At 70.7% G+C, this 14,495-nt stretch carries 14 protein-coding genes and 1 riboswitch; of the genes, 9 read left to right on the top strand and 5 right to left on the bottom strand.

Features of this window, described 5'->3' with window-relative positions:
• Positions 1-6 precede the first annotated feature (6 nt).
• From FHR33_RS39485 to FHR33_RS39515, 7 genes are all read left to right on the top strand, one after another.
• Positions 7-816 (top strand): oxygenase MpaB family protein, encoded by an 810-nt coding sequence (locus tag FHR33_RS39485; RefSeq protein ID WP_183659008.1) that lies wholly within the window; start codon positions 7-9, stop codon positions 814-816.
• Between the two features lie 214 nt (positions 817-1,030).
• Positions 1,031-1,161, top strand: a riboswitch (FMN riboswitch).
• Between the two features lie 103 nt (positions 1,162-1,264).
• Positions 1,265-2,407 (top strand): bifunctional diaminohydroxyphosphoribosylaminopyrimidine deaminase/5-amino-6-(5-phosphoribosylamino)uracil reductase RibD, encoded by a 1,143-nt coding sequence (gene ribD, locus FHR33_RS39490; protein WP_312895932.1) that lies wholly within the window; start codon positions 1,265-1,267, stop codon positions 2,405-2,407.
• Complete coding sequence (locus FHR33_RS39495) at positions 2,407-2,997, top strand: riboflavin synthase (protein ID WP_183659010.1); 591 nt, start codon at positions 2,407-2,409, stop codon at positions 2,995-2,997. Before ribD ends, FHR33_RS39495 begins: the two co-directional genes overlap by 1 nt.
• Positions 2,994-3,617, top strand: coding sequence for a nicotinamide riboside transporter PnuC (gene pnuC / locus FHR33_RS39500; protein ID WP_183659012.1), 624 nt, complete (start codon positions 2,994-2,996; stop codon positions 3,615-3,617). The genes FHR33_RS39495 and pnuC overlap by 4 nt, the downstream gene beginning before the upstream one ends.
• Positions 3,614-4,819 (top strand): bifunctional 3,4-dihydroxy-2-butanone-4-phosphate synthase/GTP cyclohydrolase II, encoded by a 1,206-nt coding sequence (locus tag FHR33_RS39505; RefSeq protein WP_183659014.1) that lies wholly within the window; start codon positions 3,614-3,616, stop codon positions 4,817-4,819. Before pnuC ends, FHR33_RS39505 begins: the two co-directional genes overlap by 4 nt.
• On the top strand, positions 4,816-5,283 hold the full coding sequence (ribH, locus tag FHR33_RS39510; RefSeq protein WP_183659016.1) for a 6,7-dimethyl-8-ribityllumazine synthase: 468 nt from the start codon (positions 4,816-4,818) through the stop codon (positions 5,281-5,283). The genes FHR33_RS39505 and ribH overlap by 4 nt, the downstream gene beginning before the upstream one ends.
• Before the next feature lie 47 nt (positions 5,284-5,330).
• A complete protein-coding gene (locus tag FHR33_RS39515; protein WP_183659018.1) occupies positions 5,331-5,780 on the top strand; it encodes a PH domain-containing protein in 450 nt (149 codons plus the stop codon).
• Between the two features lies 1 nt (position 5,781).
• On the opposite strand, the gene FHR33_RS39520 is transcribed toward FHR33_RS39515, so the two are convergent.
• The 4 genes from FHR33_RS39520 to FHR33_RS39530 form a co-directional block, all read right to left on the bottom strand.
• Positions 5,782-6,891 (bottom strand): hypothetical protein, encoded by a 1,110-nt coding sequence (locus FHR33_RS39520; RefSeq protein ID WP_183659020.1) that lies wholly within the window; start codon positions 6,889-6,891, stop codon positions 5,782-5,784.
• Between the two features lie 182 nt (positions 6,892-7,073).
• On the bottom strand, positions 7,074-8,363 hold the full coding sequence (locus FHR33_RS39525; RefSeq protein WP_183659022.1) for a dicarboxylate/amino acid:cation symporter: 1,290 nt from the start codon (positions 8,361-8,363) through the stop codon (positions 7,074-7,076).
• A gap of 94 nt (positions 8,364-8,457) precedes the next feature.
• Positions 8,458-8,601, bottom strand: coding sequence for a putative leader peptide (locus tag FHR33_RS53475; RefSeq protein ID WP_357601586.1), 144 nt, complete (start codon positions 8,599-8,601; stop codon positions 8,458-8,460).
• Between the two features lie 14 nt (positions 8,602-8,615).
• On the bottom strand, positions 8,616-10,847 hold the full coding sequence (locus FHR33_RS39530) for a glycosyltransferase family 4 protein (RefSeq protein WP_183659024.1): 2,232 nt from the start codon (positions 10,845-10,847) through the stop codon (positions 8,616-8,618).
• Between the two features lie 258 nt (positions 10,848-11,105).
• On the opposite strand from FHR33_RS39530, the gene FHR33_RS39535 reads away from it, so the two are divergent.
• The gene (locus tag FHR33_RS39535) at positions 11,106-12,455 is read left to right on the top strand and encodes a PIG-L family deacetylase (protein WP_183659026.1); all 1,350 of its coding nucleotides are present in this window, start codon (positions 11,106-11,108) and stop codon (positions 12,453-12,455) included.
• On the opposite strand, the gene FHR33_RS39540 is transcribed toward FHR33_RS39535, so the two are convergent.
• The gene (locus FHR33_RS39540) at positions 12,436-13,476 is read right to left on the bottom strand and encodes an LLM class F420-dependent oxidoreductase (RefSeq protein ID WP_183659028.1); all 1,041 of its coding nucleotides are present in this window, start codon (positions 13,474-13,476) and stop codon (positions 12,436-12,438) included. The genes FHR33_RS39535 and FHR33_RS39540 overlap by 20 nt on opposite strands.
• A 104-nt stretch (positions 13,477-13,580) precedes the next feature.
• On the opposite strand from FHR33_RS39540, the gene FHR33_RS39545 reads away from it, so the two are divergent.
• Positions 13,581-14,468, top strand: a complete 888-nt coding sequence (locus FHR33_RS39545; RefSeq protein WP_312895933.1) for an endonuclease/exonuclease/phosphatase family protein — start codon at positions 13,581-13,583, stop codon at positions 14,466-14,468.
• Positions 14,469-14,495: the final 27 nt, after the last annotated feature.

Raw genomic sequence — 14,495 nt, forward strand, 5'->3', positions numbered from 1 at the left:
TTACTTATGGAGGATCACGGGCTGTTCGGGCCGCACTCGGTGACCTGGCGGGTGATGGGGGAGCCCATCCTGCTGGTGGGCGGCTTCCGAGCCCTGCTCATGCAGGGCCTGCACCCCAGGGCGATGCGCGGAGTGCTGCAGAACTCCGCGCTCATGGACCCCGCCGAGGCGTGGTCGCGCTTCCAGCGCACGACCGAGTTCGTCAGGGTGCGCACCTACGGCTCGCAGGCCGAGGTGGCCCGGGCGGGAGCCAGGGTCAGGAAGATCCACGCCACGCTGACCGCGCTCGATCCCGACACCGGCGAGCGCTTCCGTCTCGACGAGCCGGAGGCGCTGCGCTGGGTGCACGTCGGCGAGGTCGACTCCTATCTGTCGGTCGCCCGCAGGGCGGGCATCGGCCTGTCGCACGCCGACGCCGACCGGTTCGTGGCCGAGTGGCGCGCGGCGGCCGAGGTCGTCGGCCTCTCGCCGTCGGAGGTGCCGGGGTCGGTGGCCGAGATGCGCGACTACATCGAGTCGGAGCGCCCTGGGCTGCGGTTCGTGCCCGAGGCCGCCCATCCGCTGCGGCTGTCGCTCAACGCGCCGCTGCCGTTCTATCTCGCGCCGGTCAAGGCCGCGCTGCCCGCGCTCACCCTGCTCGCCTTCGCGACGCTGCCCCGGTGGGCGCGCCGCCTGTACGGGCTGCCCGCCACCCCGGTGGGCGACCTGTGGGCCACGGCGTCGCTGCGCGCGCTGCACGCGGGGCTGGGGTTCGTGCCCGCCCAGGTGCGCTACGCCCCCGACGTCCGCAGGGCGCGCCGCATCATGGCCGCCTGATCCTCCCCCCGGTACGGCACGCACGGCAGCGCCCCTCCGCCCGGCACGTGGATCCGTCCTCCGAAGGGACGCTCCTCGGGCGATGACGGCCGGCCGCCCGAACGGCGAACCCGCTCACCTGCGAAAACTTGTCAACCAAGCGCTCGTTCAAAAATTTCGCCGGGGGTGGTCGCGTCCGGCTTTTCGGGCATGGCAAACTGGTAGCGAACAGAGCTAGCGTGCTCCGGGGTCGGTGAAAGTCCGAACCGGCGGTGACAGTCCGCGACCCGGCCGATGCCATCGGCCGGTTGACTCGGTGAAATTCCGGGACCGACGGTGAAAGTCCGGATGGGAGGAAGCGCGCGGGTGTCCGGTGTCCAGCCGGGCGCCTCTGTGGTGCGTGTGCCGCACCCTGTCATCCCCGGGGCCCGCCGTAGCTGCAAGCTACTGGCGAGTAGGAGGTCCGGGGGTGGAGGAACCCAGCCCGGCCGGTGCCGTACCGGATGGCGACGCCCTGCACATGGCGAGGGCGATCAGACTGGCCGCGCTCGGCCGGGGCACCACCAGTCCCAACCCCGTCGTCGGCTGCGTCGTCGTCGACGCGGCGGGAGCGCACGCGGGCGAGGGCTTCCACGCCTACGCGGGCGGCCCGCACGCCGAGGTCGTGGCGCTGAGCGAGGCGGGCGAGCGGGCCAGAGGCGGCACCGCCTACGTCACTCTCGAGCCCTGCGACCACACCGGCCGCACGGGGCCCTGCTCGCAGGCCCTGCTGGAGGCGGGCGTCGCGAGGGTGGTGGTGGCCGTCCTCGACCCCAATCCCGAGGCCGCGGGCGGGATGAGCAGGCTGCGCGCCCACGGCGTGCGCGTCGACAGCGGCCTGATGGCCGAGGAGGCCGAGCGCGGCAACGCCGAGTGGCTCACCTTCGTCCGGCTCGGCAGGCCGCACGTGACGTGGAAGTTCGCCGCCACCCTCGACGGCAGGTCGGCGGCGCAGGACGGCACCAGCCAGTGGATCACCTCCCCCGAGGCCAGGGCCGACGTGCACAGGCTGCGCGCCGAGTCCGACGCCGTCGTCGCGGGGATCGGCACCGTCCTGGCCGACGACCCCCGGCTGACCGCCCGCCCGGACCCGCGGCAGTCCTTCCATCAGAGTCCCCACCCGGCCACCCCGCGCCGGGCGCCGTTGCGGGTGGTGGTCGACTCCGAGGCCAGGACCCCGCCCGGCGCCAGGGTGCTGTCGTCCGAGGCCCCCACCCTCATCGCCATCGCCGACGACGCAAAGACCGACCTGCAGGCGCCTCTCCTGCGCCTGCCCAGAGCCCACCCGGACGGCCTCGACCTGCGCGCGCTGCTGACCGAACTCGCCCGGCGGCAGATCGTCAGCGTGTTCGTGGAAGGCGGACCGGCCCTCGCGGGTTCCTTCCTGAGGGAAGGGCTGGTCGACCGCGTGGTCGCCTACCTGGCTCCGGCGCTCCTCGGATCGGGGGCCGCCGCGCTGGGGCCGGCGGGGGTGCGGACGATCACCGACACCCACCGGCTGGTCTTCGAGGATGTAACCCCCATCGGGACGGACCTGCGGATCACCGCCCGCCCCGCGAGTGAGGAGCACTGATGTTCACCGGAATAGTGGAAGAGCTGGGCGAGATCGTCTCGGTCGAACCCCACGGCGAGGCGGCCAGGCTGGCCGTGCGCGGCAAGGTCGTCACCTCCGACGCCAAGCACGGCGACTCGATCGCCGTCAACGGCGTCTGCCTGACCGTCGTCGACGTCGAGGACGAGGTGTTCACCGTCGACGTGATGCGGGAGACCCTGAACAGGAGCTCGCTCAAGAGCGCGCAGGCGGGCGCGCGGGTCAACCTGGAGCGGGCCGTACGGGCCGACCAGCGCCTGGGCGGGCACATCGTGCAGGGCCACGTGGACGGCACGGCGGCCCTGCTCTCGCGTGAGCCCGGCGAGCTGTGGGACGACGTGCGCTTCTCCCTGCCGCGTGAGCTGAACCGCTATGTGGCGGAGAAGGGCTCGATCGCGGTCGACGGGATCAGCCTCACCGTGACCAGCGTGGACGAGGACAGTTTCGGCGTGAGCCTGATCCCCACGACGCTCGAGCTCACCACGCTGGGCGCCAGGCGGCAGGGCGACCTGGTCAACCTCGAGGTGGACGTGATCGCGAAGTACGTGGAGAAGCTGGTGGTGACCAAGTGAACGGCGACTTCACCGTCTTCGGCACGCCGGTCTTCTGGACCGACCTGATCGGCAACGTCGCGGCGCTGGCCACGGTCGTGCTGGCGATGCGCAGGTCGATGTGGACCTGGCCGGTGCAGCTGACGGGCGCGGTACTGCTGTTCATCGCCTCGATCAACGCGCACATCACCGGCAACGCGCTCAAGCAGGTGCTCTTCGGCGCCCTGGCCGTCTACGGCTGGTACAAGTGGACGCAGGGCAGGCGCGACGACGGTGGCCTCGCCGTCAGGCCGGCGACGGGCAGGGAGCGCACCGCGCTGATCGGCGCCATGGTGGTCGGCACGGTCGTGATCGCCCTGCTGTTCACGTGGCTCAACTCCCTGGGCCTGCACATCTCGTGGGCGCCGTGGCCGGACGCCTACATCTTCGTCGGCTCGGCGGTGGCCACCTTCGCGCAGGGCAGGGCGCTGCTCGACTTCTGGTGGATCTGGGTGCTCGTCGACCTCGTGGGCGTGCCGCTGGCCTTCACCTCGGGCCTGGTGGTCTCGGGCGTCGTCTACGCCGTCTTCCTCGTGCTGGTCATCCTCGGCTTCCGCAGCTGGCTGAAGCAGTACCGCTCCACCGCGGCGGTGCCGGCATGAGCGACATCACGCTCGACTCGGTCGAACGGGCCATCCACGACATCCGCGAGGGCAGGCCCGTCGTGGTCGTCGACGACGAGAACCGCGAGAACGAGGGCGACATCATCTTCGCCGCGGCCAGGGCCACGCCCGAGCTGCTCACCTTCACCATCCGCCACACCAGCGGGGTGATCTGCGTGCCGATGGAGGGGCGCGAGCTCGACAGGCTCGGCCTGCCGCTCATGGTGTTCCAGAACAAGGAGCGCATGCGCACCGCGTACACGATCAGCGTGGACGCCCGCGACGGCGTGACCACCGGCATCTCGGCCGCCGACCGCGCCAGGACCATCCGCACGCTGGCCGACTCGGCCACCGAGCCCCAGGAGCTGGTCAGGCCGGGCCACATCTTCCCGCTGCGCTACCACGAGGGCGGGGTGCTGGCCAGGAGGGGCCACACCGAGGCCGCCGTCGACCTGGCCCGCCTGGCGGGCCTGAGCCCCGCGGGCGTGCTCGCCGAGATCGTCAACGACGACGGCACCATGGCCAGGCTGCCGGAGCTGCGGGAGTTCGCCGACAAGCACGACCTCGCGCTGATCTCCATCGAGCAGCTCGTCGACCACAGGCGGCGCACCGAGAGCATGGTCACGAGGGTCGCCGAGACCAGGCTGCCCAACATCTACGGGCTCTGGCAGGCCTACGGCTACGCCAGCGCCCTCGACGGCGGCGAGCACGTCGCGCTGGTGCTCGGCGAGCTGGGCGACGGCGAGAACGTCCTGGTGCGGGCCCACTCCGAGTGCCTGACGGGCGACGTGTTCGGCTCGTTGCGCTGCGACTGCGGCGTGCAGCTGGAGAACGCCATGGAGGCGATCGCCGAGGAGGGCCGCGGCGTGATCGTCTACCTGCGGGGCCACGAGGGCAGGGGCATCGGCCTGCTGGCCAAGCTCAAGGCCTACAGCCTGCAGGACAACGGAAGCGACACCGTCGACGCCAACCTGGAGCTCGGCCTGCCTGTGGACGCGAGAGAGTTCTCCAACGCCGGGCAGATCCTGGCCGACCTCGGCGTGAAGTCGGTCAGACTGCTCACCAACAACCCGGCCAAGCTGCGCGGCATGGACGGCTACGGCATCAAGGTGCTGGGCCGCGAGCCGATGCCGGTGGCGGCCAACCCGCACAACGAGGCCTACCTGAAGGCCAAGAGAGAGCGATTGGGGCACCAGCTGTGAGCGGAGCGGGCAGGCCCGCGGCGACGGTGGTCGACGCGACAGGGCTCAGCGTGGGGATCGTGGCGGCCAGCTGGCACGGGAAGATCACCGACCAGCTGGTGGCGAGGGCCGTCCAGGCCGCGCAGGACAGCGGCGCGGACGCCACCGTGGTGCGCGTCGCGGGCTCGCTGGAGATCCCGGTGATCGCCCAGGCCATGGCCAGGAGGCACGACGCGGTGGTGGCGCTCGGCGCGGTGATCCGCGGCGAGACCGCGCACTTCGACTACGTGTGCGACTCGGTGACTGCGGGGCTGACCAGGATCTCGCTGGACGAGGAGACCCCCGTCGGCAATGGGGTGCTCACCTGTGAAACCCTTGACCAGGCGATCGCCAGGAGCGGGCTGCCCGGCAGCGTCGAGGACAAGGGGTACGAGTCCACGGTCGCGGCGATGGAGACGGCGCTGCTCCTGCGAGGACTGCGATAGTTTTCACTTGATCAAGACAACACCCACCGACACAGCGAGAAGCCGACATGCCTGAGCCCGTGAGTCCTCCGCCCCTGCCCCTGACCTGGCGGCCGCGGAGGGGGAGATGGGTGGCCTACGGCTTCGCGGGGTTCATCGTGCTCGGCGCGATCGTGATGGCGATCTTCATCTCGGAGCCCTTCCAGCTCCCTGACAAGATCATGATCGTGGCCTTCGGGTGCGGGGTGGCGTGGGTGCTGCACCTGCTCGGCAGGGTCAGGGTCGAGGCCGACGAGCAGGGCATCACCGTGGTCAACGCGCTGCGCACCCACCGCTACACCTGGCCTGAGGTGCTCGACGTCACGCTGCTCGAGAGCGACCCGTGGCCGAAGATCGACTTCTCCGACGGGCTGACGGTGGGCGCGATGGGCATCCAGGGCAGCGAGAAGGCCCGCGCCCGCCGCGCCACCGCCGAGCTGGCGGCGTTGATCAAGGCCAAGGGCGAGGCGGGGGAGTAGGTCAGTCCAGCGCCCAGGCCCGCTCGGCCGCCAGCACCCTGGCGACCTCGGGAGGAAGCGCGTCACGCACCTCCACCACGCCGTTCTCCTCGCGCAGCACGGTCACGATCCCCGTCACGAGCCTGCGCCGCCGCAGCACGTCGAGCGCCCGCACCTCGCGCTCGGTGGTGAGGGTCTCGGGAGCGGACGCGGCCAAGGCGGGTGGCCGGGAGGCGGGTTCGTCCGGGGCGGTGTCCTGAGCGGTGGGCTCGGCGTCGATCGGGGCGCGCTCGGCGAGCGTGGCCTCCTTCGGCTCCTCGATCGGGCGCCACTGCCACAGCCGGTAGCTGAGCCCTGGAGAGGGCCGCTCGCCCAGCTCGCCCGAGGCCAGCTGGAAGGTCGGCAGCCCGTCGGGGTTGAGGCGCCTGGCGCCGGCCACCGAGCTGCGCAGCTCGTTCAGGTAGCGGCGGCGGTTGCCCTCGTCGGTGTCGAGCAGCCAGGTGGGCGGCCTGGTCAGCAGCCGGGGACGAAGGTCGCCGAGCAGCTCGGCCAGCCTGATCTCGTGCTCGTGGTCGAGCGGCCACTCCTCCTCGCCCTTGGCGGGAGAGGCGGGGGCGGGCGGCTCGCCCGAGCCGGGCACCCTGACCGAGACCCAGTCGCCGGCCGCGGAGCGGGTCTCCACGGCCTCCTGCGGCTTGGCCTCGGCCTCGACGCCGTCGGGACGCAGGTGCTGGGCGGGGTCGAAGACGTCCTTGATCGGCCAGAAGCGCAGCAGACGTTCGGCGTTGTGGGCGTACAGGTGCAGGCCGTACTCGAAGAAGGCCGGACCGATCAGCACGCTGCGGCCCGAGCCGGCGAACATGTACGGCGTGACCGCGACGACCCCCGTCTCGGCGACGCAGCTGGCGTCGGCGACGAGCTTGCCGTGTCCCTCCCACGGGGGCGGCTCGCCGTCCCACACCTCCACCCTCACGCGGCTGTGCTCGGCGCTGGCGTAGAGGTAGACCTGCCGGTCGAGCTCGGCCAGGTGGACCCGGTTGTGCACGCCTTGAAGCCCGCTCACGCCGCGAAGCAGGAACTGCCCATAGGTGATGGGGACCTCGTCGTCCAAGGTGTCCAGCAGGTGGGCCATGCGCGTACTCCGGATTTTTACAGATATGGGTCGGACGAATGTATCGGAATTCGGCCTGTTTGGTCCGGGTGGAGAGCCCCTCCCAGGGTCACAGATCGGCACGCAAGCAGTGGATCTTCCCCTGACACGCGTGTGGGCGGGGAGCCGTCACGGCTCCCCGCCCACACGCGTGATGGAACGGATCAGGCAGGCGTCGGCTCAGGCGCCCGGTTCACGCGCACCGGGGGCGCCTCGTCGAGCGGCTGCGGCGGGGCGTTGAGCACCGCCTCGTCGAGCCTGCCCTCGCCGCGGGCGACGAGCACCGGCACCACGATCTGCCCCGCCACGTTGGTCGCGGTGCGGATCATGTCGAGGATCGGGTCGATCGCCAGCAGCAGGCCGACGCCCTCGAGCGGCAGGCCCAGCGTGCTCAGCGTCAGCGTGAGCATGACGATCGCGCCCGTCAGGCCGGCGGTCGCGGCCGAGCCGACCACCGAGACGAAGGCGATCAGCAGGTACTCGCCGATGCCCAGCGGGATGTCGAAGACCTGCGCCACGAAGATCGCGGCCAGCGCCGGGTAGATCGAGGCGCAGCCGTCCATCTTGGTCGTCGCGCCGAACGGCACGGCGAAGGAGGCGTAGTCGCGGTCGACGCCCAGACGCTCGACGGTGACCTTCTGCGTCAGCGGCAGCGTGCCGACCGACGAGCGGGAGACGAAGGCCAGCTCGATCGCGGGCCACGCGTTGCGGAAGAAGGTGATCGGGTTGACCTTGGCGACCACGGCCAGCAGCGTCGGGTAGACGGCCAGCAGGACGATGAAGCAACCCACGTAGACGCCGAGGCTGAACTTGGCCAGCGGCGCGAGCAGGTCCCAGCCGTAGGTGGCCACGGACTTGCCGATCAGACCCGCGGTGCCGATGGGGGCCAGGCGGATGACCCACCACAGCGCCTTCTGGACCAGCTCGAGGATCGAACGGCTGAAGGTGAGGAACGGCTCGGCCTTCTCGCCGATCGCCATGGCCGCCGCGCCGAGGACGACTCCCAGGAAGACGATCTGGAGGACGTTGAGCTCGGTGAACGCCGTGACGATGTTGGTCGGGATGATGCCGGTGAGGAAGTCGACCCAGGTGCCGACGCTCTCGGGCGCCTTGGCGCCCTCGGTCGCCAGCGTGACGCCCCTGCCGGGGTTGAGGATCAGGCCCAGGCCGATGCCGACGATGACGGCGATCAGCCCGGTGGCCAGGAACCACAGCAGCGTCTTGCCGGCCAGCCTGGCCGCGCCGTTGACGTTGCGCAGGTTGGCCACGCTGACCACCACGGCGGTGAACACCAGCGGAGGCACGGCCAGCTTGAGCAGCTGGACGAAGATCTTTCCGACTTCGGTCAGTGTCGTCGCCAGCCAGGCGAGGTCCCAGAGGCGGGCCGCGAAGCCGAGGGCGACGCCCACGACCAGGCCCAGCAGCAACTGCAGGGAGAACGAGAATCTCTTCACGATGAGGAGGGCTCCGTACTACGGCATGCCGAAGAAGGCATGCGGAAGGGGGGTGGGTGAGGGGATGGGCGATCGAGCGCTCGTCAGAGCGCGATCAGCGACACAGGGAGCCGGTCAGACGACAGAGATCGATGTGCAGCCGCTCAACGAGCCACACAGACAGGACAGAAAACCTCACGAAATCAGTAAACCGTAGTGAAACGGACAGTATTCCGATCTTACATGTGATCTGCCTCACAGATCAACGCTCTGTCAGACCGGGCTCTCATCCTCGACAGGGGGAGGGATGACGCGCACGGAGAGCTCGTTGCCCGCCGTGTAGAACGGACGGATGAGGGCGTCCTCCACCTGCTGATGGGGGTAGCGCTCCACCCCCTTGCGCTCGGCGATGTCGTCGCAGAACCGGCCGAGTCGGATCGGCTCGCCCTCCTGGCCCTCCTCGCCGGGGCGCAGGTAGAGGTCCCACACCTCGTGGGAGTGGCTGCGCGCCTCCAACAGCCGCTGGTAGGGCATCGAGCAGCTGAAGCGTCCGTCGAGGTGGGACTGGGCCCGCAGGGCGATCCGCGCGCCAGGCACGTCGTCCTGGTCGAGTGAAGAAGCCGCCTGCTCGTCCTGGTCGAGGAGCGGAGCAGTCTCCTCGTCCTGGTCGAGGGAGGGAGCAGTCTCCTCGTCGAGGGAGGGAGCCGTCAGCTCGTCCTGGTCGAGGGATGCAGCCGCGCGACGCGCGACGCGCCGTACGGCCAGCAGGGTCAGGGCCGGGCGCCCCTCGGGCAGGTTGATCAGCAGCCCGTGGACGGTGAGCCCGGTGGAGGCGGACACCACGTCGGTCACCTCGGCGTGCATCGTCCTGGCGCGCACGGCCAGCGACAGCTCGCCGGTGTCGGTGGCGTAGGGCGTCCAGGTCTCCAGCGGCCTGCGCAGGTCGGGGAAGGCGTTGACCAGGGCGCGGCTGTCGCACAGCCCCGCGGCCAGCCGTCTGCGCCGCTTGCCGGGCCTGACCTGGTAGACGTCCCAGCGTCCCTCGGCCAGCCGGTGCGCCCCGCGGTCGAGCCGCGCCTCCATCGCCCCGTCCTCGGCCGGCACGAGCGGCAGCTCGATCGTGGTCGCCGTGCCGCGGTGCCGCAGCGCCAGCGCGTTCGTGGCGAGGGCGCCGGTGGCCCACGGCTCCCTGATGAGCCGGATGGTCAGGCCGCCGTCCTGGCGCACGAGGCAGTGCGTGGTGACGGGCGCCTGCGCCGCGAGCGGCTGGTCGGCCGCCTTCCGCGGCACCAGTGACCGCGCGCCCGCGATCGTTCTCGCGCCCAGATCCCTGAGACGGGCGAGCCCCCTCACCCGGCGCGCCGGCATGTGCTCGGCGTACAGCCGCTCGTAGCGCAGTGCGATCTCGGCGGGATCGAAGCGCTGCGCGTTGCGCAGCGCCGCGGCGCCCATCGCGTGGCGCAGCGGCTCGTCCTCGATCAACCGCAGCAGCGCGTCGGCCAGGGCGGACGGCGTGGCCTCGGGCACCAGCAGCCCGTCGTTGCCGTGACTGATGATCTCACCGGGGCCGTAGGGGCAGTCGACGCTGACGACGGGGACGCCGCAGCGCATGGCCTCCACGATGGTCATGCCGAAGGACTCGAGCTGGGACGACACCGCGGCGATGGAGCCCTTTGCCCACTCGGTCTCGATGGGGGAGCGGGGGCCCATCATCAGGGCGCGGCCGTTCAGCCCCAGATCGTCGATCACCTGCTGGAGATGAGGGGCCTCCGGGCCCTTGCCGTACAGGCGCAGCCTCCAGTCGGGGCGCTCGGCGGCCACCTTGGCGAAGGCCTCGATCAGCAGCGGGTAGCGCTTGACCGTGATCAGCCGCCCCGCGGCGACGATCGTCTTGGTGTCGAGGGTGGAAGGCCCCACCTTCGGCTGGGGGACGCTGTTGGGTATCGACACGACGGCCGTGTCCGCGAAGGGCATCTTCGTCCTGTACACCTCGGCGTCGCCCTCGGAGACGGTCACGAGCACGTCGAGGTCAGGGCAGAGCTCGCGCAGGTCCGCCCGCAGCCTCTGGCTGTGGCCGTTGTGGATCCAGTGCTCCTGGCCGACCTTCAGGTAGCGGCGGGTGCCGTACTTGGCCAGGTAGGCGAGCAGGGCCGGCCTGGTCGCGATGACCATGTCGGCGTCGCACTCGGCCAGGTAGGCCGCCATGCGCTGGTCGGTCAGCAGGGAGCAGTGGTGGTGGCCCCTGGTGTCGCCCCTGGCGGCGTCCTCCGAAGGCTGGGCCTGCCGTGGGTCGTCTCCGGCGAAGTCGGGGGAGCTCTCGCGCAGATCGACCAGGTCGCGCACCCTGACGCGGGCGTCGATGTCGAACGAAGGCTGGTCGGCGGTCCTCAGGATGCTGACGACCTCCACCTCGTGCCGCTCGGCCAGCGCCGCGGTGAGGTTGACGGTGGAACGGATCGTCCCGCCGATGCCGTACAGGTTCTGGATCAGAAAGACGATCTTCATCGGTTCTCCGTCACCACGAAGGGAATGACCTGGTGTGCTGCTAGCCGTTCCGCGCCGGACTCCGGATGATGCGACGGCTCGCCAAGCGTGCCCGCCTTCGGCGGCGGCGCGACGCGCGCCAGGCAACGCATGGGGTGTTGTTGGCGGGGATTTGACGCGCGGCGTGCCGCCGCCCGAGGGCCGCCACGCGCTGTAAGATCTTCGCAACGGAACGGAAAGTCACCAGGTCAGCGGCGAAAAGAGCGGCAATCTAGCGTCGTGAACAGAGCCGTGACCGCGCTGTTGAGTTGCTTGGGCCTGATGGGCGCCCTCGTCGTGGCGCCCGCCGCCGTGGGGAACGCGAGGGTGTCGTGCGCGCGCACGACACTCGTGTCCGTCGCGCATCAGGACGACGACCTGCTCTTCGTCAACCCCGATCTCAGCCGCGACTACGACAGGGGCGCCTGCCTGCGCGTGGTCTACCTGACCGCGGGCGACGCGGGGCAGACGGGCGACTACGTCCGCAGCAGGGAGAACGGGGTCCGCGCGGCCTACGCCGTCATGGCGGGGGCGTCGAACACGTGGAAAAGGTCCGACCTGAGAGCGGGCGGGCGCAGACTGCGCGCCTACTCCCTCGTCAAGCCCCCCAAGGGTCGCGGCGACATCCAGCTGATCTTCATGGGCCTGCCCGACGGCTTTCCCAAGGGAGGCGGAACCCCGGCGTACGGCGGGGAGAGCCTGCTCAAGCTGTTCCGCGGCGGCCACGGCCGGATGACCACCGTGGACGGCTCAGCCCGCTACGACGAAAGAGCCCTGATAGCCGCGTTGCGCGGGCTGATCGAGCGCTTCAGGCCCGACGTCATCCGCACGCTCGACCACCACAGCACCCGCCTCGGCTACAGCACCACCCAGTCGGTCGACCACAGCGACCACGCCGTGACCGCCCGCTACACGCTGCTCGCCGCGCGCCACGCCATGGCCGCCACGCCGGGTCTGCGGCCCGAGCTCGCCTTCTACCGGACGTACGGCATCTCGTCGCTGCCCGCCAATCTCACTCTCGACGAGCACACCCGCAAGAGGACGATCTTCGAGGCGTACGTGGTGCAGGTGACCTGCGGGCCCGGCGGCTGTGCGACCGCGCCGCCCAGGATGGGGGCAAGCGAGAGTGCCTGGGTGGCCAGGCAGTACCGGCGGCAGGATCCCGCGCCTGTCGAGGACACGATCGTGTCGTGGGCGGGCTCCACCAGCGCGCCGAACGACGACTCGGCCACCGCGCGCTGCCTGGCCGTCCGCGAAGGGCCCTCGGCGAGGGACGTCGTGCGGACCTACGCCTGCGACGGCACCCGCGCGCAGAGCTGGTACACCAGGGGAGCCACCCTGCGCAGCGCCATGGACGGACGCTGCCTGACGGCCGCCGGCCGTGTGCCCAGGGTGGCCGCCTGCGACGGGAGCAGGCGGCAGCGCTGGAGCCTCACCAACGCGGGCCAGGTGAGCACCGCGAGAGGCTGCCTGCGCCAGGACGACCTGCTTCGCCGGCGCGCCAGGCTCAGAGTGGCCGCCTGCGACAGGCGAGAGCCGGGGCAGCGGTGGTTCCACGCCGTGGGACGGGCTAGGCCACCAGCTCCTTGACCTTCTCCAGGAGCCTGATGCGCTCCTCGTGGGTACGGCCGAGCGGCGTGACGTTGAGCGTGGTGACGCCCGACTCCCTCATCGCCTGCACCCGGTCGCGCACGAACCCCTCGGAGCCGATGAGTGACATCTTCTCCAGCAGTTCCTGGGGAACCAGCGCCTCGGCCTCCTTCTTGCTGCCCGCGAGGTAAAGCTCCTGGATCTGCTCGGCCTCTTTCTCGTAGCCGTAGCGACAGGCCAGCTCGTTGTAGAAGTTCTGGCCCTTGGCGCCCATGCCGCCGATGTAGAGCGCGGCCATCGACCTGCCGAGCTCCAGCAGCCCCGCGCCCTCCTCGCCGATGTAGAGCGCGGCCTGCGCGATGACGTCGAGCTCGCCCAGCGACGCGTCGCGCTTGGCCTTGCCGGCCGCCAGCGAGGGGCCCCAGACGTCGGCGGCCTTCTCCGGCATGTAGAAGATCGGCTCCCAGCCCTCGGCGATCTCGGCGGTGAGCTCGACGTTCTTCGGGCCGATGGCGGCCACCACGATCGGGATGCGCGAGCGCACGGGGTGGTTGATCAGCTTGAGCGGCTTGCCGAGCCCCGTGCCCTTGTCGGCCGGCAGCGGCAGCGTGTAGTGCTTGCCCTCGTAGGTGACGCGCTCGCGCTCCCAGACCTTGCGGCAGATCTCGATGACCTCGCGCGTACGGCCCAGCGGAGCGGTGTAGGGCACGCCGTGGAAGCCCTCGATCACCTGCGGACCCGAGGCGCCGAGGCCCAGCGTGAAGCGCCCGTCGGAGACGTAGTCCATGCCCGCGGCCGTCATGGCCAGCAGGGTGGGCGTGCGCGAGTAGATCGGCAGGATGCCGGAGGCGATCTCCAGCCGTTCGGTCCTGGCCGCGATGTAGCCCATCTGGCTCACGGCGTCGAAGGAGTAGGCCTCGGCCACGAAGACGATGTCGAGCCCGGCCTTCTCGTAGTCGGCCAGCTCGGCGACCGTCTCCTTGAAGCCCCCTGAGTAGTTGAGCGCCATCCCGATCCGCATGCCGAACTCCCTAGTAACCGAACTATGTTCGGCCTCAGGTTAGCGCCTCGCGTGTCGCTCGGCGACCGCCTACCCTGGTCAACTCAGGGGGCGAGAGGAGCGGCGTGCTGAAGCGTGCGGTGATCGCGGGGGCGATCGTCCTGGCGGCGATTCTGGCGGGACACCGTCTGATTCCCGCGCTGGGTGGGTTCACCCCCATCATGGAGAGTCTGTTGCCCTGGCTGGGGCTCGCGATACCGGTGCTGCTGCTCCTGGCGCTGCTGGCGCGCTCGGCGGGGGCAGCCGTGGCGGTCCTGCTCCCCGCCCTGGTGTGGGGCGTGATGTTCGGCCCCGACGTGCTGCGCTCCTCCCCTGGAGGGGCCAGCGACCTGTCGGTGGCCACGGTCAACGTGGGCGTGCGCAACAACTCCTCGGGCTCGGCGGTGCGGGCCATCGCCGAGGGCCTCGACATGGTCGCCGCGCAGGAGCTCACACCCGGAGGGCCCGCCGCCAAGGCGCTCAACAAGATTTTCAAGTTCCACCGGAACGTCAGCACGGTCGGGCTGTGGAGCAGGTTCCCGCTGTCCGAACCCGACTACTTCGACGTCGGCCTCGGCTGGGAGCGGGCCCTGCGCACGGTGGCCAAGACTCCCGAGGGCGACGTCACCGTCTACGTGATGCACCTGGCCTCCGCCCGTCCCGGGCACACCGCGACCCGCGACAGGACACTGGCGGAGGCGCGCAAGCTCATCGAGGCCGACAAGAGCGAGCGCATCCTGCTGCTCGGCGACCTCAACACCGCCACCTACGACAGGGGCCTCAGCAACCTCACCCCGCCGCTGCTCAACGCGCAGGAGGAGGTGGGGGAGGGGTTCGGGTTCACCTGGCCGTCGAGCTTCCCGATCACCAGGCCCGACCACATCCTCTACAAGGGGCTGAAGCCCACCCGCGCCGGAGTGGCCCCCGCGACGGGCAGCGACCACCGCGCCGCGACGGCCTCCTTCCGCCTCTGACCCGGCCCGCCCCTGCCCGCCTCCGAT

The sequence above is a fragment of the Nonomuraea dietziae genome (assembly GCF_014195505.1).
In the GTDB taxonomy this organism is placed as follows: domain Bacteria; phylum Actinomycetota; class Actinomycetes; order Streptosporangiales; family Streptosporangiaceae; genus Nonomuraea; species Nonomuraea roseola.